We start from the raw sequence: 23225 nt of genomic DNA on the forward strand, positions 1-23225 counted from the left end.
AAACTCCCTTAAATTTCGATGGCCCTCAATCTATCCATAAATTCATCAATCTCTTCATAACTATTGAATTGTACAGTTAAGGTTGCTCCTGTTTGCTTCACTTTTAAGGAAACATTTAAGCGCAAAAGATTTGCAATCTCATTTTCAATAATCTTGGTTTGTTGAATAAATTCAGAATCAGGAATCTCAAGATTTGGTTTTGTGGAGTTTCTTTTCTTGAGTTGCTCGGCTTGGCGAACATTGAGATTATTGTCGATAATATTTTGAGCCAACTCTTCCATATTTTCTGAATTAACAAGAGTTCGGGCGTGACCAGCTGTGATCTTACCTTCTTGAATCATGTCTTTAATGTGGCTTGGAAGTTGGTTGAGGCGAAGCATATTCGCCACATGGCTGCGGCTTTTTCCGATTGAACGGGCCAATTCTTCTTGAGTATAATTAAATTCTTCCAGAAGACGGTGGTACCCTTCGGCCTCCTCAATAGGAGTCAGGTCATCGCGCTGAATGTTCTCTACGAGGGCGACCTCAAGAGCTTCACGATCGCTATACTCGCGCACGACAACAGGAACAGTCTCTAAGTTGAGTGTCCGCGCAGCGCGCCAGCGACGCTCACCGGCAATAATTTCATATGTGTTACTCTCAAGAACGCCGTCCGCTTTTTGCAAAGTGCGGACCACGAGCGGTTGAATAATGCCCTTTTCACGGATGGAATCAACTAACGTTGTTAGTTTCTCATCGTCAAAACAGTAGCGAGGCTGAAATTTTCCTGGCTTTATAGCAAGGGTAGGAAGGGAAAATATGGTGCCAGGTGTTTCGCTTTCTAATATAGCAGATTCGCCAAGAAGGGCTGAAAGCCCACGACCTAAGGGATTTTTTTTGGCTTCTGTTTCCATCATGCGACTTTTACCTCCTGAATAAGCTGAGCGTCTCGAATTAAAACTTCTCGGGCCAAGGACATGTAGGCCTGAGATCCTGTACACTTGAAGTCATAAATCATTGCGGGTTTACCATGGCTTGGAGCCTCTGATACCTTTGTATTCCGCGGGATAACGGTTTCAAATACTTTATCTTTTAGGTAGGAGCGCACATCTTTCGCGACCATGTCGCATAGGGAGCTGCGCCGGTCAAACATGGTGAGTACAATTCCAAAAAGAGATAGTCCCGGATTCAAAGTTTTTTTGATTTTTTGAATAGATCCGAGTAAATAACTCAAACCTTCTAGAGCGTAGTATTCGCACTGTAAGGGGATAATTACATCCGTGGCAGCAACCATGGCATTTAAAGTGAGAAGGCCCATAGAAGGCGGGCAATCAATCAAAATATAGTCAAACATATGGATGTAGGGGGCAATAATGTCTTTCAAGATATATTCCCGACGCTCCATGCCCACCAGTTCAATTTCTGCGCCCAACAAATCAATGGCAGAAGGGATGATACATAGCCCGGGTATAGCTGTCTTTACGATAACTTGACTCATGGTGTAGTCACCAAGTAGGAGGCCATATGAATTGAGAAGGCGTCGTTGTTTGCTTAAGCCCAGACCCGTAGATGCATTGGCTTGGGGGTCAAAGTCGATGATCAAAACACGTTTGTCGACGGCAGCTAGCCCTGTTGCAAGGTTAACAGTCGTTGTTGTTTTCCCCACACCGCCTTTTTGATTTGATACGGTAAAAATTCGACTCATTGTCTTGCCAAAGCTCCATTTATCGTCTGTTAAAGATGTATTTTCATGATCTCATAATCATATTTATACCTGATTCTTTGTAAACTCTCTAGTAGATCGATTCATTTACTTTTGAGCATCTTTAAGATTCAAGATAATATTATCACTCTCAGGGGATTGAATTCTGTCATTGTAGCTGAATAACATAATTTACTGGCCGAAAAAAAGTCTTTAATAAATCAACAATAGCACTTTTAAAAGAACATTTTTCAGTAAAGAGCATTTTTACAATACAACTTCTCAGAATCTAACGATTTTTGATTTATAATTCAACTTTTATTATGGGAAGGATAGGCCATCCCTCCCATAATTCTTATTTTTAGTGATTGAGTTCTAAAAGTTCGCGATTAATCATTTCTAATTGATATAAGGCAGCAGCGTAGTTTTGTTGAGCCTGTTTGAGAAGATCTTTCAGTGTGTTATATGTTTGTTGAGAAGGTCCTGTAAAGTTAATTCTCTTGGCATTAAGCTCTATTCCGAGATTGACTACAAAGTCTTCAGGTGTTTGATCTTCTTGTGTTTTTGCCCAAGCAACCTCATGGTTGTTAAATCGTTCTGCCAGGTTCGGGGAGTTGTTTTCAATAATGTCTGAGCGCATTCCCATTACGGCAATCGTTAAATTGTCATAGGTTTCTTTTGCTTTTTTTTCCAATTGTTGGGCGTCACGTTCTCTTGCTTTTAGCGAACTAAGTTTCTCTGCTTTCTTGGGATCGATAGTTTTTTCTAATAGAATTATATTTGCTTGAACGGCTTCTTGGGCTGCCAGAACTTGTTGTTCAGCGGCTTGCATATTTTGACCTTCTTTCTTTTGGGCAATCACTGGACGTAAGACGATTCTTTTATGTTCAGGAGATTTTGGAACTGCAGAAGATACTGGACGCTCTCCAGCAGGCTTCAACTTTGGCAAGGCTGGTTGAGCATCTGCTTTTTTTTCTCCTTGCTTACCACCGGTCTTCTCTTTTTCGGGGGCATATCCGTTACACCAGGCAAGAACGGTAGCTGCCTTAGCGCCGATGAGACCTTCTTTTAAAGCTGCATTCAGGAACCCTTTATGAGTAATGTCGGCGCATAATACACTTTTATCAGCTACGCGAGTACTTAGAATTTGACTGACAGACTGAATATTTTTAGCGCTTTTACATTGATTAACGAGTTCCAACACAGGGGGTGAAAGTATAAGGTTTGATTCAATTATTGGCTCTGATGCGTAAGAAACAGGAGCTAAAAACGTGCTGGCAAAAATAAGACCGTAAGAAAAGTGGCGCATATAAATTCTCCCTAATGGTTATAAACCTATAGAATAATTATCTATAAATATTATGAATAAAGCGTTAATTCTTCCTAAAAACTTATTTATTTTTAACTTCAAAATTTGAAGTGTGCATTGCGGACACTGCCTTCAATGTGGTACTGAAGATAACCATCTAAGTCGTAGGGATAGATAATATGAATGCCCTTAATTCCGTCACACAGAAGTCGCATGACATCCCGTCTGGTTTTGAGTCGTTATTTAATTCAAAATACTCTGTTTCGGGGAAAATTTGGCAATTTCGCCCGTGTGATGATCGTCAAGCTCTCGTCATTACCCAACGGCATGGCCTTTCGGCAACAGTGGGGCAGTTGCTTTCAAGCCGAGGGATCTTCTTAGAAAACGTAGAGTCTTTTTTGGAGCCGACATTACGTAATCTTATGCCAAACCCATCTCACCTAAAAGATATGGATTGTGCCATAGATAGAGTAATTCAAGCCCTAAAAAATAATGAAAAAATTGCTGTTTTTGGGGATTATGATGTGGATGGAGGAACATCTTGTGCCTTGCTTCACCGTTATTTTTCCCTATTGGGTCAGTCAATACGTATTTATATTCCCGATCGAATTGATGAGGGTTATGGGCCAAATAATGAGGCTATGCATACGTTAAAGAATGAAGGATATCCTGTTGTTCTCATGGTTGATTGTGGAACAACAGCTTTCGAGCCGTTAGCTTACGCGAAAACTTTGGGTCTTGACGTCATTGTGATTGATCATCACTCAGCACAACCCGCTCTTCCAGAAGCTTATGCGCTTATTAACCCCAATCGTTTAGATCAAGAATCTCCTTTGAAGCATCTTTGTGCTGCTGGTTTGTCATTTATCTTTCTTGTGGCTTTACAAAGGGCTTTACGGGAACAAAATTGGTTTGAAGGCAAAACTGAGCCAGACTTAATGCAACTGCTTGATCTGGTAGCCTTGGGTACGGTTTGTGACGTCATGCCCTTGACAGGTCTAAATCGAGCCTTTGTTTCTCAAGGATTAAAAGTTGCCAAATGGCGTCAAAATATAGGATTAACAGCATTAGCAGACGTGGCTGGATTAAAGGAAGCTCCAACAGCCTATCATTTAGGATTTCTTCTTGGTCCCCGCGTGAATGCGGGCGGACGAGTTGGCCAGGCAACACTAGGGGCGCACTTGTTGTCTACACACGATGAGGCACAAGCCCGCACTATGGCCCAACGTTTGGATATGTTGAACCGGGAACGACAACAAATTGAAGCCACTGTCCTAGAGGAGGCGATCAATTTGGTCGAGTCCACCGATCTTCTCAGCAAACCGATTCTCTTGGTCAAAGGTGAGGGGTGGCATCCCGGTGTAATTGGTATCGTTGCAAGTCGTTTAAAGGAACGATACGCTCGCCCTTCTTGCGTCATTAGTTTTACCGATGATATGGGTAAGGGTTCGGGACGGTCAGTATCAGGAATTGATCTTGGTACAGCTATGCATGCGGCGACACATTGCGGCCTTTTGGTGCATGGAGGCGGTCACGCGATGGCTGCGGGTTTTACAGTTACTCGTGCTCTTTATAATGAATTTTATGCATTTTTGCTTCAACGTCTCAGTGCGGATATGAAGAATATTTTGCCAACTCTTGAGATTGATGTTTCCATTACTTTAAAGGGGATAACAACGGATTTGCTGCAAAGTTTAAGTTGTTTAGAGCCCTTTGGGGCGGGGAATCCAACGCCAAAGTTTATGATACATAATGTGCGCATTGCCTATGCAGAAATTTTTGGCAATGACCACGTGCGCTGTACGCTTTTAAGTGAAGATGGTGCCCGTCAAAAGGCGATTGCTTTTCGCGTTGCTCAACAACCCTTGGGCAAAGCACTGTTGACAGCGAAAAATCAGCTGAAGCATATTGTGGGAACGTTGCGTCTAGACACGTGGGGGGGCAGAAATGAGACTGTCGTCTATATCGATGACCTTATGGAAATGTGATGGAAACATCTTTATCCCTTCTGGCCAAAGGTTTTTTGCTTTTTAGTCATGGTGTCGTCCTTGTTCCCCTTCTTCTAATGGGATTTTTCACTAAGGGGAATTTTTTACTCAATTTCCCTTTCAAAAGAGGGTCTGTTGATTGGGGAAATGTTATTGTTTTGGTTCTTTTTACGATGATTTTTAATGGGTTTTTAAAATCTATTTTTCTTGTGCCGCTTAACCCGGCCCTTGGCATACAAGGATATGCATTTCCCAGTGGCCATATGCAAGTTACAACAGTTTGTTATGGACTTTTATTACAGATGTATTCTCACACCTATTTGCGTATCATTCTTCCGCTTATTATTGGCGGAGTTGGTTTCGGACTGATTCACGAGGGCTACCACAATTTTACAGATGTAGGATGTGCGCTTCTCTTTGGTGTGGCGAGCCTTTTCGCGTTTGCTAAAGTATCATCTCTTTCCGCAATTCGTCATGCTCCTCATCAAATAGGCTTTATCCTCATTCCCATAACTGGGTTTATGATTTTAGGTGTCATTCTGCGAACAGGAATATTTGCACACGTGGGAAAAGTTTGGCTTGGACTTATTAGCTTTTCTTTTTTTTGGCAACTATTCCCTAGGATTGTTAAAAATAAAAAAAACCAAGATTCTCCTGAAAAAATTCCCTAATTTTAGAAAAAATTAATTCCTTTACCTTTATAAAAAAAATTAAACCTTAATCCTATCACAGCAATGGTTAAGAGTGTTGCATGACTCGTTTAGATAATTATATTAATAAAATTGCTCTAAATAATAAGTTGCAAGCCAATATTTTTGTTGCCAAGGGTTCAGAAGTTCTATTGGAAAGAAGTTTTGGCTATGGAAATATTGAGCTCAAGAAGCCCCTTACCCCTTCCACAATATTTAAAATAGGTTCCGTGACAAAGCAGATGACAGCTGCACTGATTCTCAAACTTGTTGAGGAAAATGTGTTGGATCTGTTTACACCCATTTCTACTTATCTCGACTCTTCTTATGAGGGATGGAAAAATAATAAACCCTCTTGGGCGAATGAAATTAATAGTCATCAGTTGTTAGCACATTGTGCAGGCATTCCTGATTATATGACCTTATCCCACTTTGTCGATTTATCAAAAAGCGCCCATACCAAAAGAGATATTATTGACATTATCGCAAAACAAGACCTGTTGTTTGAGCCCGGAACACTCTATGAATATTCGAATTCGGGATATATTCTCTTGGGAGAAATTATGGAACAGGCGACAGGTCAATCTTATGATGATTTGATGGATGCTCTAATTTTAGAACCGCTCGGTTTAAAAAATACCATGAGTATTCGTCTTCATCATAAAGCGAATTCATCCGGTTTTATCTCGAGTCATCAGGATTTTGCTTATGGATATTTAATATCTCCTAAAATGCCAGATGAGTTATCAGTTATTGGGAATGCTTTTCCCTTTAGTTCATTTCCTTGTCAGACATTGCCGGATGGGTCATTAATTTCAACGGCCCGGGATTTGCATCTTTGGAATCTTTCTTTATACAAGGGCAAAGTTATAGGTCAAGAGGGACTTCAGAAGATGTTGACCCCCCATGTGCGTATAATTCATCCCCCATCGATGGCGAAAGTTACTAAAAAATTAGATCTTTGGTATGGCTATGGAATTGCTTGCGCTTATAATCCAATTCTTAAGACAATCTTTTATCGGCATGGGGGTATTGGGAGTGGTTTTCGCACAGAATTGCTTTATCTGCCTGCAAAAGAAGTGACTGTTGCTTATCTTTCGAATGTGACTTGGTCGGATCAGAGGGTAGATCCTTTGCGTGAAATTCGTCGTCATGTTCAAATTTTGTCTGAGCTTGCTGTTGCAGAGTCATAATCAAAAAAGGGTCTGAAAAGCCTCATCCCATAGAGCGTATGTTGGTGGTTTCAGAATATTGCATTCGAGCGAGCCGGCGATAAAGACCATCTTCACACATGAGCTCCGCATGGGTTCCCACAGCATCTATATTGCCACGATCCATTACGATAATCCGATCAGCTTTTAATACGGTTGCTAACCGATGAGCAATTACAATTGTAGTCCGTGTCGTCATGAGATGATTAAGACCCTTTTGAACTAAGATCTCACTTTGAGAATCGAGAGCGCTGGTGGCTTCATCCAGAAGGAGAATGGAGGGATTGCGCAAAATTGCCCGAGCTATGGCGACACGTTGCCGTTGTCCCCCTGACAAGCGAACTCCTTTCGTTCCCAGGAGCGTATGTATCCCTTGGGGCAAATCTTCAATGACATCAAGCAAATAGGCTAATTCTGCTGCTTTCCAGACTTCGGTCTCACTCGCATTTGGTCGACCATAAAGAATGTTTTGATAAAGGGATTGGGAGAAAATCATAGGATCTTGAGGAACCAATCCCATGCGGGCGCGGACCTCTTGAACGTCGACGTCGCGGACATCAATCCCGTCCAAATATAGGGAGCCGGATTGAGGGGAATAAAAGCGTAAGAGAAGGGATAGAAGAGTACTTTTTCCAGCACCTGAAGGACCAACAATGGCGATTTTTTCTCCCGGTGCTGCTGATAAAGTTATATTATTTAAAATGGGTTTCTCTGGGTTGTTGGGGTAGGAGAAGCAGATATTGTGTAGAGCCACAACGCCGCTAGACGGAATAGGTAATTTGCGATGTGTTACAAAGGATGTTGTCTTCAATGTTGGACTTGTTGCAAGCAGTTCACGCAAGCGATCAAGGGCTCCCATGGCGCGCTGAAGATCGGCAAAGATTTCTGAAAATGACCCTGCAGAAGAGGCAACGACAATGGCATAAAAAATAAATGCGGATAGGTGACCTGCCTCGAGGTTACCGGCAATGACATCCCTTCCTCCATTCCAGAGAACAAGACTGACGCCACCAAAAACTAAAGTCATGACTAGGCAAGCTAGGAGGGAACGCAAATGAATGCGCTTTATAGAAACTTGGAATGCGCGATCAGCCTGGTCTTTGAATTCGGCCTTATCATGGTCCTCGTGTTGAAAAGCTTGGGTGGTCCGAATTCCACTCATTGTTTCTTCTAAGAATCCAGAAACGTCGGCAATGCGATCTTGCGTTTTTTTGGAAAGTTGCCGAACTTGCTTACCGTATATGAGTATGGGAATAAGCACAAAAGGAACAATGATGAGTGTGAGAAGGGTGAGTTTTAGAGAAGTGGCAAGCATCATAATGAGCCCCCCCATCAATAGTAAGAAGTTCCGTAATGCAGCGGCGGCAGATCCTCCAAGAACTACTTGAATTAGCGTTGTATCGGCTGTAATGCGAGATACCAATTCTCCTGGGCGAATCAACTCAAAAAAACCAATATCTAAAGATAGTAAATGATTAAAGACGCGTATGCGTAAGTCTGTCATGACACGTTCCCCAACCCAACCAATATAATAACTTCTCCCAAAGCTTGCGATGGATAAAAGAAGGACCGCGAGGCCCATCATCAGAAGTGTATAATCCAGGGCGTTTGCATCTCCTTGGCTGAAACCATAATCAATTAAGTTTCTCAACCCCCAACCCAAACTTAAAACCATCACAGCGGCTAATGTTAAGGAGAGGATCGCTAGGATGATGGGAGCACGGTAAGGTTTCGTAAAGGCAAGAATATCCTTTAGTTTTTGTAGGTTTTTCTCAGATACAGTATCTGGGGAGGTGAGTTGGGTCATGAAAGAGTAACGGCCAATTCCGTTTCGAGTAAAGAGATGAGATTTTCCGTCCCTCGTGTGGAAATCCATAGTCCGTTTTGCAGCCGAAAGTGATGCGCCCCAGAAACAGGAGATGCTAACCAAATTTCTTGGGCAACGCCATGGTAGTTAAGGAGGTAAGGGCGCCCATCGGGCAAATCGAAAGCCAGGGAGTGTCCATCGCAATCTCCTTCAAATCCAGCTTTTTCAAGCTGTTCAAACAGACTGTTCAGAGTTTTGTAGGCTTCTACTACAAGAGGAGACAAAAATAATTTATCCTTTGGTGTTGTATATGTGGTTACACAAATAATCGATAAATTTTCAAATTTGGTGGAGCCAAGGAGGATCGAACTCCTGACCTCTACAATGCCATCGTAGCGCTCTCCCAGCTGAGCTATGGCCCCACTTCATCATCAGACCTATCAATAGCTCCCTTTCTAATATTTTTCAAGCGGAGATCGCATTTTTTCTAATAAATTTGTTCTAAAACATCAAGGTAGGATTTAAATAGATAGGTTCGATTCCGCTTTTGGTCGGATCCAGGTATGAGGATGCGCAGTTCACCAAATTTATCCATCAGTGCGCCGACACTATTATAGCTTTTTCCTAAATGTTGAGATGCTTCTGTGATGCTGATGACCGGATATTGAAACAGCAATGAAAGCATATGGAGTGCATCTTCGCGGGTTTTAACAAATAAAGAACTATCTACAATTTTCTTTGTTAAATTCTTTTCTAAGAGTTCGATATCCTTCGCTCGTGCCCAAGCATCTTCCGCACTTTCAATAAGGGATTGAAGGTAAAAGCGAATCCAACCCTCAAAATCACCCTTAGATCTGACATTATCAAGGGCTACGTAATATTCCAGTTGATGTTTTTTAAATGCGTAAGAGGGGTAGATAATTGCCTCACTTAGCAATCCTTCTTTTAGAAGCATTAACACAATGAGAAGTCGTCCAATACGGCCGTTGCCATCGAGAAAAGGGTGAATGGTTTCAAATTGGACATGAGCAAAACCGGCTTTTAGGAGGGGAAGAGTTGTTGTATCTGCATTGATATAGGTTTCCAGATCTTTCATTAGAGCGGGAATATGCGGTGCTGTGGGGGGCACATGGTCGCCTACGCGAACACTTTGTAGGCGATAAGACCCGGGTGCCGCTCTATCCCCGTCACCGCCTTCCATTAATGTTTGATGAGCAGCGAGTATGACACGCGATACAAGAGGCATATCTTGGTTTTGAATGAGATCAAGGGCAACTTCTAGAGACTTTGTATAATTTAGAACAAGTTGAGCTTCTTTATTAGGGCGCACCTCAGAGGATTGTTCAGAAAAAACATCTATGAGGGTAGTTTGAATGCCCTCAATTTCCGAAGATAAAAGTGCTTCTTTTGTAATATATGCTTTAATAAACCGTTGAATATTAGGGATTCGTCGTGTCATTTCATTTAAATGCCCGAGTTGATGCATGGCTTTGCCATAGAGTTCAATCAGGTTGTGGTCCATTTGAAAGGAAGGGTTGTTAGGTGGTAAGGGAAAGGGAATAAAATGATTTAAATTTCCTAAACTTTCATATTTCCCTGAAATTCGCTCTTGCATGTTCTTTCCTTATTTCAACTTGGAGCCTTAAGCTGAAATAAGGATACCAAATCCCGCGTCTTATTTCAACTTAGAAGGATAACTTGAAATAAGAATGTCGATTTTGAATCCATATTTCGAGTTAAAATCTCGAATTGAAATAATGGATTTTGATGTATTCAGATGAAAAATTGTGTTCATTTTTAAAAATATTGTCATGAATTTTATGAAAAAATACATCCTTAAAGTTATTAAATGTTCTAGGAAAAAAGAGAATATAAGAGTCAAGCGGAAAGATTGTGAGGGGAAGGTATCAGTTAAAAAAATCGAATTGCTCTTTTTCTCAAAATAGGAATTGAGGGGGAGCAATAGTTTGCATTAGCAGATTGCTTCGATTTTTGCGGCTAAAATAAAGTCGCTTTCTGAGAGTCCTTGAATTTTGTGGGTCCAGACTTCCACGGTACATAAGCCCCATGAAATGGTGAGATCAGGATGGTGGCCTTCTTTTTCGGCCAAATCAGCGATTTTCTGGGCAAAATCCATGGTCCCCACAAAATTTTTAAATTTAAATGGCTTGTAAAGGTGCCCTCGAGAATTAAATTGCCAATCTGCCCCCAGTTCACTGAGATATTTTTGGGTCAATTCCGCAGCCATAGGAGGGAAGTTAGCCTGACAAGGAATGCAAGTTTTATGAGCGAGGGGAGTCGAGTCCATAGGGGGTATTTCCTTGTTGACTTAAAATCTATTAATAAGAGTCGTTACCATGGGTTTCATCCTTAGTCGCTTCCGTTACACATAATTCGCAAGCTTCATATTGATCAATAGTATCTACAAGAGAAGAATTCGCCCGTCGAAAGAGCTCACGATGAAGAAACATAAGTTGGTAGATGGCTTTCTTTTGTAAATCAATGACGTCTTCAGCTTGGGTGTGGGTATTTGCTGCCATTAATTTCCCCCATAAACACCGCCATGATCCTGTAACAGTTTTGGGGGGATGATGGGGTAGAGAGTCTTTGTGGGGGGGGAACAGAACTTCAAAACACTCATCAAAAATTTTTAATACGGTTGTTTGTTCTAATATGGGATGAAAAATGGGGATCATCTCAGAGAGGGTATAATGAGCGGGTTTGTCGGGAATCACTATTTTGGCTTGGATTGCAAAGTCAGATGGGGATTTTTCTTCCTGGACTTGTTCGTTTGCGAAAGCCGGCAAAGAAATGAAAAATAAAACAGCGATGCAACTGTTGATGATAGATAGAATTGTCATCTTCATATTTCTCCGAAAGGTCTTTTAAATGATTGTTCTCATATTGTCTCATCATCTTTGCTTCTGTCTAGAGGATCTTTTGATCCCTAATTTTCAATTGTTTTTGAAGCATAGATCTTGGATAGTAGATCCAATAAGGTATCGTATTTAAAGCATAAGAATCTTCGAACGTGGCCAAAATGTTGACAAGAATTCATTATCCGTCTCCGAATTTTGAATCTCGCCCTGCAGGGGCTTTGGTAGATATGATTATTCTTCACTATACAGATATGACATCAGCACAAAGTGCTCTCGATCGGTTGTGTGACCCGGAAGCAAAGGTAAGTTCACATTTTCTGATTAGCAAGGAGGGAACTCTCTACCAGCTTGTGGATCCTGTCTACCGGGCATGGCATGCAGGGGAAAGTTCTTGGCAAGGGCGTCAAGATATTAATAGCTACTCTCTAGGCATTGAACTTGATAATCTTGGCCATACATTTGGGCCGGAACCCTTTCCCGAAGCTCAGATAATAACCCTATTAGAATTATTAACAGAATTGACAACGGAGTATGGGATATCCCCGAAAAGTATCTTGGGACATTCTGATATTGCTCCTTTGAGAAAAAGGGATCCAGGGGCTATGTTTCCATGGGCTCTTCTCGGGAAAAGGGGATTTGGGCAGGTTCCTTTACCAACTGCAACAGAGGAACAATTCCCACAGATGACAATAAGCGAAGTTCAGGGAGCCTTGCTTAAAATTGGTTATTTTTGCCCTCAAACCGGGGAATGGGATGAGGATTCTCAAAAAGTTTGTCGGGCCTTTCAGCAACATTTCACACCCTATGAAGTAACAGGGCATCCCACGAACTTAATGTTACAGGTTATAAAAGGGCTGGTTCCCCATGATATTATGACTCGGTAAGGTTTTCGCCAAAACCATTTTCGATTAAATTTATAACCGCACTTAAGGCAGCATTCGCTTCAGGCCCCGTTGCTTTAATGGTTACAACATCCCCCTTACTTGCTGTGAGCAAGAGCAATTCCATTACGGAATCCCCGCAGGCAACTTGAGTGTCCTTTTCTACGGTAATGGCGGCCTTAAATTGCATTGCCGTATTCATCAATTTACCTGCAGCCCGCGCATGAAGGCCAAGTTGATTGATAATCTTAACGGATTGAGAAGAAACACTCATGATTGATCTTAAATTATCCATTTCCTTGCATAATTTGGTCGGCCGTTACGGGGGCCATTACGTTGCCTTCAAGTAAAGTTGAAGCTGCATGAATATATTTACGACCGGCTTCTAATCCTTCAGCGACAGCGTCTTTTAAAGATGTTTCCTCAGGAAGTCGTGCTAGACGAACAAGCATGGGTAAGTTTATTCCCGCAATCACATCAATGGACTTCAACCCGAGGGCTGAAATCGCTAAATTGGACGGGGTTCCCCCAAAAAGATCTGTGAGCAATATGACACCCTTACCCCTATCAACTTCTTCAACGGCCTTTAAAATATTTTCTCGATATTTATCCGTGTTTTCAGTGGGATAAATGCAAATTGCTCGAATATTTTCCCTGGGTCCCACAACATGCTCAATGGCTTCTGCAAATGATTTTGCAAGCTGACCGTGGGTGACAATCACTAGACCAATCATCTTTTCTGTCCTTTCATTTTTATACAACCCTTTCAAATATGGCTGGGTAAGTCCCGATGTTCAATAATAACTCTTTCACCTGCATTGTGAAGCCATTTTGATATTTGTTCTGCTAAAAAAACAGATCGATGCTGCCCGCCTGTACAGCCACAGGCAATTGTGAGATAACTGCGCCCTGTTAAACGAAATCCTTTTAAAGAATGCAGAATAATGGCTTGCAAGGCTTCATATACGGATTGCCAATTTGCGTCTTGGGTCAAAAATTTACCCACTTCTACATCCTTTCCTGTTAAGGCCCGAATGGGTTTTTCATAATAAGGATTAGACAAAAAACGGGCATCAAATACCATATCAGCTTCTCGGGGGAGTCCCCGTCGATAAGAAAAAGAAATCATACGGATTAAGAGCTTAAGGGGCTCTTCCAAACTGAAGTGTTGGCGCAGCATTTGACCAAAAGTGGGCATAGAGAGTTGTGAGGTATCAATGACCAAATCTGCCAAAGATTTTAGCGGGTCAATTAGTTGCCGTTCTTGGGTGATTGCATCGGGGAGAGAAAACTCTCCTATAGGATGACGTCGCCGTGTTTCTGTAAAACGGCGCAGCAGAACATCATCATCGCAATCAAGGTACAAAAGGCGGAATGTAACATTGGCGGTGGCGGAGAGAGATTGGAATAAATCCTGAAAAGGTGTTAAATCAAAACCATAGGATCGGGTATCAATGCCGATGGCTAAGGGATTTTGCCAAGTCCATGAGATCATTTGATCGCATAACTGAGGCAGTAAATTTAAAGGAAGATTATCAATAGCTTTATATCCTAAATCTTCCAACACTTTAAGGGCGGTTGAACGCCCAGCTCCCGACATACCTGTTACAAGGATTATTGTTTGTGGGGTGGATGATTTTATTGACATTGGTCTATGCCTTTAAAGATCTTGCGAACACATTATACGGACATGGACTATGTAGATTCTACGTAAGTATACCCAATTATAAGAGTTGGTGCACGTAAATTTTCGAGAAGGTTCCCCTTCACAGATAGGCAATAATCAACCCAATCTATTGACTTCCTCAGCCTCATATGTGAGATTGCCTGACCATATGCAGAATAAATTCGACGGCATTAAGTAACAAAAAAACCAATGAAAATTAATACGATAAAAACACATGCAATTGAATTCGGCGAGTCGCTTATTGCAATTTTGGATCAGTATATGCCCTCTCTTAACTCAAAAAACATTGTTGCCATAACCTCAAAAATTGTCAGCCTAAGTCAGGGACGAGTTGTACCAAAAAATTCTGTACAAAGCAAATATACACTTATTGCACGCGAAGCGGATGCTTACCTAAAAGAAAATCAAAGTTTATATAATGCTCATCTCACCATCAAAAATAATATATTGATTCCTTCTGCGGGTATTGATGAATCGAATGGAGATGGTATGTATATACTCTACCCTCATAATTGCCAAGAAACTGCAAGACTAATATGGGAGCATTTGCGCGAGAAACATGATGTTACTCATTTGGGTGTTATTATTACAGACAGTCACACAACACCCCTTCGTAAAGGGGTTACAGGTATTGCATTAGGGTGGTGTGGCTTTGAGCCATTATATAGCTATATTGGCAAGCCAGATATTTTTAATGTGCCTCTTCAAGTAACTCAAATCAATATTTTGGATGCCTTGGCTACGGCAGCAGTTTTTATGATGGGAGAAGGAGCAGAGCAAACACCGATAGCTTTGATTAAAGATGTACCGAAAGTCCAGTTTTTAGACCGCCCTCCCTTTGAGCAAGAGGAGAAAATGATTCAAATTTCTCTTGAGGAGGATATTTATGCTCCCCTGTTAAAAAGTGTGGAATGGATTCGAAAATTATAAGGATTGAAAAGGATGGGTCAGCACAAAGCTTTCCTCATCCTTATTTCTTCGTTGAATTTTCAGGAGAGGAAGGACCAGGAGATTTATTATCTTTACTAGAAAATAAGTACTTTCCTAAAAGCGATTCCAAACTTACAGAGGACTGGGTATAGGTTATTCTTTCATTAGGTTTTAAGGTCTTATTCGACCCACCAGGGACGAGGGCAATATACTTTCCCCCCATCATACTTTCACTCATTATTTCTGCAGCCGAATCGGTTGGGAGAGCTAAGCCATTTTGAACAGTCATCACTACCCTTGCTAAGAATGTTTTGGGATCGATGGTGACACTGGTTATACTCCCCACTTTTACACCGCTGATACGAACATCATTTCCGACGGCTAGGCCATCAATACGATCAAATTTTGCAATCAGCGGGTAACCTGTATAAACGCCCCCCTTGCTCGATGTGTAGGCAAAAACTAAAAAAAATGTGGCAATGATTAAAACAATAGCTCCCATGACGGCTTCAATCATATTTGCTTTCATTAGTTATGTCCTTACTTTGTTATAGATTATTCTAAGTGACTTCGTAGCATCCACGCTGCTTTTGAATGGATGTCCATTCTCATGGTTATCATGTCAGCGGTGACGCTATCATTGTTAGTTTCAGCAATATCAAATACTTCTTTTAAGCGACGTACCATCAGCTCATTATCTAGCGCCAACTGTCGCAACATATCTGCAGCATCATAAATATGATGTGTTTCCTCTTTTACTGCAGAAAGACCTGAAAATTCAGAAAAGGAACTGGGTGCCCAGTAGCCTAATATCCGAATCCGTTCTGCAAGGGTGTCGCCCCCTTCAATCAGGTCTTCATACAACTCTTTAAAAAAATTATGAAGAGTGTAAAAGTTAGGACCTGTTACATTCCAATGAAAACTATGGGTTTTTGCATAAAGAATGAAGGTATCTGCAAGAACACGCCTTAATGCTTCTGTGATAACTTTTCTATCTTTCTTTTGCAACCCTATATCCATGATCATTTGACTATCTCCAGGCCAAAAGGCGCAAGTTAGCTGTTTTACTTAGCATACAAAATGAGGAATTAACAAGGGGTTAAAGAAAGAATTATCTATTATTTTCATTAAATTGTGAAAACAGATTTCATAATCTGGGGCTTCCCTATTTTTTTGTGTGGCATGTTGGAAAAACCTTAGCGTATATTCTAGCATAATTTGAAAATTGTTCGGGAGAGTGCATATGGTTGACAAAGAAGTCAGATTTGGATTTGGAAAAAATTGGTCTTCATACTTAACTTTATTGGACGAAAATAGAATTCAGGAAGCCGAAAATTCATTAAAAAAAGCTATGAATCGTACTGATCTTGCCGGATTGCGATTTTTGGATGTTGGATCTGGTAGCGGGTTGTTTAGCCTGGCGGCAAGGCGCTTAGGAGCCTACGTTCATTCTTTTGATTATGATTTGCAATCTGTGGCTTGTACTCAGTCTTTAAAAGATAAATTCTATCCTAAAGATGTCAATTGGATTGTAGAGCAAGGATCCGTTTTGGATAAGAGTTATTTAGAATTATTAGGCCAGTTTGATATTTTGTATTCTTGGGGAGTATTGCATCATACAGGTAACATGATGCAAGCCTTTGAAAATGTAACGTCAATGGTTAAGCCAGATGGATATCTCTTTATTTCAATTTATAATGATCAAGGAGGTGGGAGTCGTCGGTGGACATGGATTAAAAAAACCTATAACGAATCTGGAATTGTGGTTCGATTTCTGCTAACGATTTATACACTTTTCCGACAATGGACATGCACATTTGCAAAGGACTTCTTGAAGTCAGGAAATCCCTTCAAAACATGGCTTAGTTACGCTCAAAATAGGCGGGGAATGTCTGCTTACTATGATTTAATAGATTGGGTTGGTGGTTACCCCTTTGAAGTGGCAAAGCCTGAAGAGGTTTTCGAGTTTTTTAAGGGGAAAAAATTCTCACTTCTTTTCTTGAAGACATGTGCAGGGGGAATTGGTTGCAATGAATATATTTTTCAACAAAAGTTAGATTAGCGTTTTTCTATATTCTCCTTATTTTAAAGGAATATATTACTATTTTCATTTCCTCTTTCCCTAATGGAAAAGAGGAAATAACACCCATTCAACCTCTAAGAACACCCACTGGTTGCCCCGCAGGTATTGCACTTGAGGCATGTTCCATTCCGTACCATGGTAAAATTGCCGCAGTCGCCACAAGCATCTCCTTCATAGCCTTGCAAACGAGCTCGCCGCGCACTATCGATGGATGTGGTTTTGCGATTTCCCACAGCAAAACCGTCTGTTCCTGTTGCGGCTAAGGTTGTTGCTTCCTCATTTCGAAGGGGGAGCACATAAAGATTGTTGGGTCGGTTGTCGGCAATTTCTTGACCCCGTTCCATAACCGTATCTTGAGAGGCTGCAACAGAGGTTTCTTCAGCCAAGGCTACAGGATAACTTGTTGTTTCGCCAATTGTGTCAGGGCGCAAATCCATGTCGCCGATTTGAACATGGGCTAAGTCATGTCGTCCAAGGTATGTAATGGCAAGTTCTCGGAAAATGTAGTCTAAAATAGAAGTTGCCATTTTAATGGTCTGGTTGCCTTCAACCATGCCGGACGGATCAAAGCGTGTAAATGTAAAGGCTTCGACATACTCTTCCAAAGGCACGCCATATTGCAAGCCAATGGAAATGGCCATGGCAAAGTTATGCATCAAAGATCGGAAGGAAGCGCCTTCTTTATGCATATCAATGAAAATTTCTCCAATAGATCCGTCTTCATAGTCGCCCGTTCTCAAATAAATCTTGTGGCCCCCAACGGAAGCTTTTTGAGTATACCCTTTACGACGGTTTGGCAATTTGGTGCGTTGAGAAGCCTGATTGGCTTTCTCAATAATACGTTCCACGATGCGTTCGGCAACGACTTGAGCTTTTTCGGAGTTGGGCATTGAGGCTAGGTCTTCTAGATTCTCATCTTCAAACAACAGGGTGTTGAGAGGCTGAGAAAGCTTTGAACCATCCCGATAAAGAGCATTAGCTTTCAGACACAGTTTCCAGGAAGTTAAATAGGCTTTCTTACAGTCCTCAATGGATGCTGAGTTAGGCATATTAATGGTTTTTGAAATGGCACCAGAGATAAACGGTTGCACGGCAGCCATCATGTGAATATGACTATCAATGGACAAGAAACGCTTTCCTAACTTTCCACACGGGTTTGCGCAATCAAAAACGGGAAGATGCTCGCTCTTCAAATGAGGGGCGCCTTCAACAGTCATTGTTCCACAGCAAAAGTTATTGGCTTCATCAATTTGTTCTTTTGTGAAACCAAGAGCTGTGAGCATATCAAAGTTAAAATCATTCAATTGTTCATCTGTGAACCCCAAAGTGGTTTTGCAAAAATCTTCTCCCAGAGCATATTTATTAAAAGCAAATTTAATGTCAAAAGCACTGGTTAATCCATCAGTTAATTTAGTCAAAATTTCATTCGTAAATCCTTTGGCTTTAAGAATTTCAAAGTTGATGCCGGGGGCATTTTCAAGCGTTCCATGACCGATTGCGTAACGGATGATGTCATCCATTTGTGCGGGTGTATATCCCAAAACGGTCAAGGCTCTTACAACCATTTGGTTGATGATTTTAAAATAGCCACCGCCGGCCAATTTTTTAAATTTGACAATAGCAAAGTCAGGCTCAACGCCGGTCGTATCACAATCCATAACAAGGCCAATGGTTCCTGTGGGGGCAATCACTGTTGTTTGCGCATTGCGATAGCCATATTTTTCTCCCAGCTTAACGGCTTCATCCCATGCTTTTTTGGCAGAATCTGCGAGGCCAGCTAAGGTACAATCTTTCGATTTTAAAGGAACAGGTAGAATGGAGAGACCTTCATATCCCCCTTCTTCTCCATAGGCTGCGAGACGATGATTGCGCATGACGCGAAGCATGGCAGATCGATTAGGCGCGTATCCAGGGAAGCTTCCCAATTCTTTAGCCATTTTAGCAGAAGTGGCATAGGAAATACCGGTAAGAGAGGCCGCCAAAGCCCCTGCAATAGCCCGTCCTTCTTTGCTGTCATAAGGGATACCCAGAGCCATCAAGAGGCCCCCTAAGTTGGCATAGCCAAGGCCGAGGGTGCGGAATTCATATGACCGCAGAGCAATTTCTCGTGACGGAAATTGAGCCATCATGACAGAGATTTCAAGCGCCATAGTCCATAATGTGGTGGCGTGCTCGTACGCTTCAATATTGAAGGTTTTGTCTTTGCAAAATGTAACTAAGTTGAGAGACGCTAAGTTGCAGGCTGTGTCATCAAGGAACATATATTCCGAGCAAGGATTTGACCCATTAATTCGACCGCTTGCTGGGCAGGTATGCCATTCATTAACGACCGTGTCGAATTGCACACCGGGGTCAGCAGATGCCCACGCGGCAAAAGCAATCTTATCCCAAAGATCTTGAGCACGCACCGTTTTGTGGGTGGAGCCATCCGTCCGGCGTTTAAGGTTCCATTCTTTGTCTTTAAGAACGGCATCTAAGAATTCGTTGGTGACGCGTACTGTATTGTTTGAATTTTGACCAGAAACAGTCAAATAGGCTTCTGAATCCCAATCCTTATCAAAAACGGGAAAATTAACTTTTGTATGGCCTTGACTGGCAAGTTGTAACACACGTTGTACGTAGTTTTCGGGGATCATTGCTTTACGCGCTGCGCGAATGGCTTCTTTTAAAGCTGCATTTTTCTTGGGATCTAATCGATCTTCCTTGGCAATCTCAGGGCTTTGACAAGCGGCCATGACAGCGTCAGCATGAAGTTTATTGAGTTTAGATCCGGTAACGAGAGCGGCAACTTTTTGTTCTTCTTGAACTTTCCAATCAACAAACTCTTCCACGTCGGGGTGGTCAATGTCCACGATGACCATTTTTGCTGCGCGTCTTGTTGTCCCACCTGATTTTATGGCGCCGGCTGCACGATCTCCAATGCGCAAGAAACTCATTAAACCTGAAGACTTCCCACCGCCAGAAAGAGGCTCTCCCTTGCCCCGGAGATTGGAAAAATTGGAACCAGTACCCGATCCATACTTAAATAATCGAGCTTCCCGCACCCATATATCCATGATACCGCCTTCATTGACGAGATCGTCGCGAATGCTTTGAATAAAACAGGCATGGGGCTGGGGGTGTTCATAAGCTGTTTGGGATGTAACTAATTTTCCTGTTTTATAGTCCACATAGAAATGTCCTTGAGCCGGACCATCAATACCATAGGCCCAATGGAGGCCTGTATTAAACCATTGAGGAGAATTGGGAGCGGCCATTTGCGCGCAGAGCATGTAACGCATTTCATCAAAGAAAGCCAATGCATCTTCTTCTGCGTCAAAATACCCACCTTTCCAACCCCAATAAGTCCAGGTTCCGGCAAGGCGATCAAAAACTTGACGGGCGGATGCTTCGCTGCCAAAGGTCGTCCCTTCTTTTGGGGCATGACGCCATAACCAACTGGGAACCGTGTTCTCCTCTACAGGCACTGTTTCTTGGGGGATGCCGGCTTTGCGAAAGTATTTTTGCGCCAGAACATCTGAGGCAACTTGCGACCAAGACTCAGGGACTTCAATGTTTTCTTGGCGAAAAACAATGGAGCCATCGGGGTTGCGAATTTCACTACTGGTTTGGCGAAAAGCAATCGATGCGTAAGGTGATTGGCCTGCCGTTGTGAAAAGACGCTGAATTTTCATGAAATTTTCCCCTTTGTGCTACTAAATATAGTTTAATTTTGCGATATGACAACAATATCTTGTGTTAAAGAAACATATTGACTCTGTAAAAAACAGTCTTGTTTTTTATTTTGAATCATGCATCAACGGTCAACCCTGGAAACTTTTTTTTAGGGGCAGAAAAGTGAGGTTTTCTGCCGAATTATATTAACTATTTCCCTGAACGACTGATTATTATAGGAAATTTTTTAAAGACAATTAAGTACATCAAAAAATAGGGAGCAACTTAAAATTAGATACCATTCTATCGTTAGAATTAAATCTCATTAATCTTAAAAATTATCGTTAAAGTAGCCCATCTCTTTTGAGAAACTGTATTCCCAAAAATATTTGGTGTTAAAAGTTCATTTTTCAATGAAGAAATAAATCTCTTATAGTGAGAAAAACGTCGTTAAGCGAACCGCAAGTGCTGAATAGGAAAGATCAATCTTTTTATTAACACTACCGGCAAAGTTCCCAGGAATAAGTCCTCCAGGACCAACACCGACGGGTACGGAATAAGAAATATACTGATTCTTTGAAGCGGGTCGATGAATGTGGTGAACAAAATCAATACTTAATGCATAATTCTTCTTGAAAAGATATTCCATACCGAAACCGAGACCAACACCAATATCATTTTTATTAAGAAGAAATTTATTAACAGTACTATTGCCAGAAATTTGGCGAGACTGGTGGGACCATTTTGTTATGGTGGGTCCTAGAAGGCCATAGACCAAAGTACGGGGGGTAAATTGATAACCCACCTTTAATAAGACATCCGTGTAATGCCGTAAAGTTAGTTCATGTTCAAAGAAAAAAATCTCCCGAATGGGGGAGCGTGAGCGACTTTTGGCTCCTGAATGCCGCCAACTTAATAGCAGGCCGACGTAATAATCTTTTGAAAATGTTTTTCCAATTTCGATACTGGGGGCAACTTGAAAATGCTTTACCGTTTGGGATTGATCACTATCAAAACTATTCAAAGTACCCGTTCCTGCAAGGGGGCGAATTTTGACTTTTGCATCAGCATTTAAATACTCGGCAGCAAGTCCAAATCCTAACCGCCATTGACTAAAAAGAGAAAACGGTGTGGCTTCAGCAGATTTTTGTGAGGAATGTGCTAGAGTGGGTGTACTATAAACTGCCCACGGAATGAGAAGGAAAGAAATCGGGTATATAATTTTTTTCATTTCGGGCACTTCTTACATATTTTTCTTTGGGTCAATATAGGGCCCCAGAAATTAAAATGTCAATTCACTCAATTTCTGGGGCCTCGATTACTTATTAAGGAACTTAAGAGTAAAAAGCTTTAAATTCCTTCACTATTTATACTATTTCTTATCCCCACCGGAAGCGAAATTCGCTTTGGGCAGTTGTTTCTTTGGTGCTACAGCATCAGCTGGTTTGGACTCAGTAGAACTGGCAGAAGCTATGGGAGCGCTTACAGTCGCAGTTGCAACCACTGAAGCCACTGGTTTTGTTTCAACTGAAGCTGGAGCTGCAGGTTCCACAGAAACGGTGGAAGTTGGAACGTCAGTTTTCGCTTCATTGAGCTTACGAATTCCTTCCGCAAGAGCTTCTTTTGCCTTTCTCTCTTGGTCACGCTCATGTTGTGCGACTTCTAAAGCTTCCCTTGCGGCGCGCTCTTTTTGCTCTACAATAATTAACTGTTGTTTTTTATCGGCAAGAGCATTCAAGAGGCTTTGCATAGCATCTTTAGACATTGTATTAACTTGTTGTGCTTGTGCAACTTGTTGCTCAAGAGCTACTCTTTCAGCAAGGATTGTTTCTTTACTTTTTGATGCAGCTGCTAATTGTTGTGATAATTCTTCTATTTTCTTTCCATTATCAAATATTATAGCCTCATAATTTGATATTTCCATTTTCACTTTTGCTTCTAAAGCTGCGAGTTCTTGTTGATGTTTTTGATGTTCAAGTTCATAGGTTCTATCGTTGGCTTCGTTTGCTCTTTCTACTCTTTTTTTAGAGGCAGTTTCTTTGATTGATTTTAATGCCGCCTCTAAATCTTTCTCTCTTTGTGCTTTTCTAATTTCTACAGCTGCTTGAAGGAATATTTGCTTGCTGCCATCATCTAAGGGAGTCTGATCTAATTTAACTTTTTCTTGCTGTACGATAGTTGGTGTATCGGGTCCCTGAGCTCTGAGATGCTTTAACTGGCTGGTTTCTTCATTGCTAATAGGAGTTCCAGGTTGGCTTTGTTCCTGTCGAAGTTGGCTAAGAGGGCCTTTTGAAGGGGTAGTGAATTCAGCGTGCTGTGATGCACAAGAGATTGTGGGAAGCATAATTGTTGTGCAAAGTAAGGTGTAAATTGTTGTTTTGTTCATGTTTTTTTTCCTTATTTATTAATGTGTTATTGTTAATTTT

General features: G+C 41.5%; 22 protein-coding genes and 1 tRNA gene. 6 read left to right on the forward strand and 17 right to left on the reverse strand.

The window, feature by feature from the left end; genetic code table 11:
* Positions 1–8 precede the first annotated feature (8 nt).
* From FJX03_06225 to FJX03_06235, 3 genes are all read right to left on the reverse strand, one after another.
* A complete protein-coding gene (locus FJX03_06225; protein MBM3633281.1) occupies positions 9–896 on the reverse strand; it encodes a ParB/RepB/Spo0J family partition protein in 888 nt (295 codons plus the stop codon).
* A complete protein-coding gene (locus FJX03_06230; protein MBM3633282.1) occupies positions 893–1684 on the reverse strand; it encodes a ParA family protein in 792 nt (263 codons plus the stop codon). Before FJX03_06230 ends, FJX03_06225 begins: the two co-directional genes overlap by 4 nt.
* Positions 1685–2042: 358 nt before the next feature.
* Positions 2043–2990 carry a hypothetical protein gene (locus FJX03_06235; GenBank protein ID MBM3633283.1) on the reverse strand — a complete coding sequence of 316 codons (948 nt, stop codon included), beginning with the start codon at positions 2988–2990 and terminating at the stop codon, positions 2043–2045.
* A gap of 179 nt (positions 2991–3169) precedes the next feature.
* On the opposite strand from FJX03_06235, the gene recJ reads away from it, so the two are divergent.
* The 3 genes from recJ (at position 3170) to FJX03_06250 (ending at position 6860) form a co-directional block, all read left to right on the forward strand.
* The gene (gene recJ / locus FJX03_06240) at positions 3170–4978 is read left to right on the forward strand and encodes a single-stranded-DNA-specific exonuclease RecJ (GenBank protein ID MBM3633284.1); all 1809 of its coding nucleotides are present in this window, start codon (positions 3170–3172) and stop codon (positions 4976–4978) included.
* Positions 4978–5649, forward strand: coding sequence for a hypothetical protein (locus FJX03_06245; protein MBM3633285.1), 672 nt, complete (start codon positions 4978–4980; stop codon positions 5647–5649). The genes recJ and FJX03_06245 overlap by 1 nt, the downstream gene beginning before the upstream one ends.
* Before the next feature lie 80 nt (positions 5650–5729).
* Complete coding sequence (locus FJX03_06250; GenBank protein MBM3633286.1) at positions 5730–6860, forward strand: beta-lactamase family protein; 1131 nt, start codon at positions 5730–5732, stop codon at positions 6858–6860.
* Positions 6861–6882: 22 nt separating this feature from the next.
* Here FJX03_06250 and FJX03_06255 read toward each other — a convergent pair whose 3' ends face one another.
* The 6 genes from FJX03_06255 to FJX03_06280 all read right to left on the reverse strand — a co-directional run bounded on the left by FJX03_06255 (position 6883) and on the right by FJX03_06280 (position 11546).
* A complete protein-coding gene (locus FJX03_06255; protein MBM3633287.1) occupies positions 6883–8685 on the reverse strand; it encodes an ATP-binding cassette domain-containing protein in 1803 nt (600 codons plus the stop codon).
* Positions 8682–9071, reverse strand: a complete 390-nt coding sequence (locus FJX03_06260) for a hypothetical protein (protein MBM3633288.1) — start codon at positions 9069–9071, stop codon at positions 8682–8684. Before FJX03_06260 ends, FJX03_06255 begins: the two co-directional genes overlap by 4 nt.
* Positions 9032–9107, reverse strand: a tRNA-Ala gene (locus tag FJX03_06265). The genes FJX03_06260 and FJX03_06265 overlap by 40 nt, the downstream gene beginning before the upstream one ends.
* A 65-nt stretch (positions 9108–9172) precedes the next feature.
* On the reverse strand, positions 9173–10300 hold the full coding sequence (locus FJX03_06270) for a Fic family protein (protein ID MBM3633289.1): 1128 nt from the start codon (positions 10298–10300) through the stop codon (positions 9173–9175).
* A gap of 357 nt (positions 10301–10657) precedes the next feature.
* The gene (locus tag FJX03_06275) at positions 10658–10993 is read right to left on the reverse strand and encodes a 4a-hydroxytetrahydrobiopterin dehydratase (protein MBM3633290.1); all 336 of its coding nucleotides are present in this window, start codon (positions 10991–10993) and stop codon (positions 10658–10660) included.
* A gap of 31 nt (positions 10994–11024) precedes the next feature.
* Positions 11025–11546, reverse strand: coding sequence for a hypothetical protein (locus FJX03_06280; GenBank protein ID MBM3633291.1), 522 nt, complete (start codon positions 11544–11546; stop codon positions 11025–11027).
* Positions 11547–11725: 179 nt separating this feature from the next.
* Here FJX03_06280 and FJX03_06285 point away from each other — a divergent pair, with 179 nt between their 5' ends.
* Entirely contained in the window at positions 11726–12448 is a 723-nt protein-coding gene (locus tag FJX03_06285; protein ID MBM3633292.1) for an N-acetylmuramoyl-L-alanine amidase, read from the forward strand.
* Here FJX03_06285 and FJX03_06290 read toward each other — a convergent pair.
* The 3 genes from FJX03_06290 to rapZ are packed head-to-tail and all read right to left on the reverse strand — an operon-like array spanning position 12435 to position 14093.
* On the reverse strand, positions 12435–12719 hold the full coding sequence (locus FJX03_06290) for an HPr family phosphocarrier protein (protein ID MBM3633293.1): 285 nt from the start codon (positions 12717–12719) through the stop codon (positions 12435–12437). The genes FJX03_06285 and FJX03_06290 overlap by 14 nt on opposite strands.
* A gap of 13 nt (positions 12720–12732) precedes the next feature.
* On the reverse strand, positions 12733–13179 hold the full coding sequence (locus tag FJX03_06295; GenBank protein MBM3633294.1) for a PTS sugar transporter subunit IIA: 447 nt from the start codon (positions 13177–13179) through the stop codon (positions 12733–12735).
* 32 nt (positions 13180–13211) lie between these two features.
* The gene (gene rapZ, locus FJX03_06300) at positions 13212–14093 is read right to left on the reverse strand and encodes an RNase adapter RapZ (protein ID MBM3633295.1); all 882 of its coding nucleotides are present in this window, start codon (positions 14091–14093) and stop codon (positions 13212–13214) included.
* 228 nt (positions 14094–14321) lie between these two features.
* On the opposite strand from rapZ, the gene FJX03_06305 reads away from it, so the two are divergent.
* On the forward strand, positions 14322–15062 hold the full coding sequence (locus FJX03_06305) for a putative folate metabolism gamma-glutamate ligase (protein ID MBM3633296.1): 741 nt from the start codon (positions 14322–14324) through the stop codon (positions 15060–15062).
* Positions 15063–15102: 40 nt separating this feature from the next.
* Here FJX03_06305 and mlaD read toward each other — a convergent pair whose 3' ends face one another.
* Together mlaD and FJX03_06315 are read right to left on the reverse strand one after the other, a co-directional pair.
* Positions 15103–15591 (reverse strand): outer membrane lipid asymmetry maintenance protein MlaD, encoded by a 489-nt coding sequence (mlaD, locus tag FJX03_06310; protein ID MBM3633297.1) that lies wholly within the window; start codon positions 15589–15591, stop codon positions 15103–15105.
* Positions 15592–15617: 26 nt separating this feature from the next.
* Positions 15618–16088, reverse strand: coding sequence for a DNA starvation/stationary phase protection protein (locus FJX03_06315; protein MBM3633298.1), 471 nt, complete (start codon positions 16086–16088; stop codon positions 15618–15620).
* 217 nt (positions 16089–16305) lie between these two features.
* Here FJX03_06315 and FJX03_06320 point away from each other — a divergent pair, with 217 nt between their 5' ends.
* Complete coding sequence (locus FJX03_06320; protein ID MBM3633299.1) at positions 16306–17124, forward strand: class I SAM-dependent methyltransferase; 819 nt, start codon at positions 16306–16308, stop codon at positions 17122–17124.
* 95 nt (positions 17125–17219) lie between these two features.
* Here the strand turns inward: FJX03_06320 and FJX03_06325 are convergent, their stop codons facing one another.
* The 3 genes from FJX03_06325 to FJX03_06335 all read right to left on the reverse strand — a co-directional run bounded on the left by FJX03_06325 (position 17220) and on the right by FJX03_06335 (position 23185).
* Positions 17220–20819 (reverse strand): vitamin B12-dependent ribonucleotide reductase, encoded by a 3600-nt coding sequence (locus FJX03_06325; GenBank protein ID MBM3633300.1) that lies wholly within the window; start codon positions 20817–20819, stop codon positions 17220–17222.
* A gap of 410 nt (positions 20820–21229) precedes the next feature.
* Positions 21230–22030, reverse strand: a complete 801-nt coding sequence (locus FJX03_06330; protein MBM3633301.1) for a porin family protein — start codon at positions 22028–22030, stop codon at positions 21230–21232.
* A gap of 141 nt (positions 22031–22171) precedes the next feature.
* Complete coding sequence (locus FJX03_06335; protein ID MBM3633302.1) at positions 22172–23185, reverse strand: hypothetical protein; 1014 nt, start codon at positions 23183–23185, stop codon at positions 22172–22174.
* Positions 23186–23225: the final 40 nt, after the last annotated feature.

This window comes from Alphaproteobacteria bacterium (assembly GCA_016870095.1).
GTDB lineage: Bacteria > Pseudomonadota > Alphaproteobacteria > Paracaedibacterales > VGCI01 > VGCI01.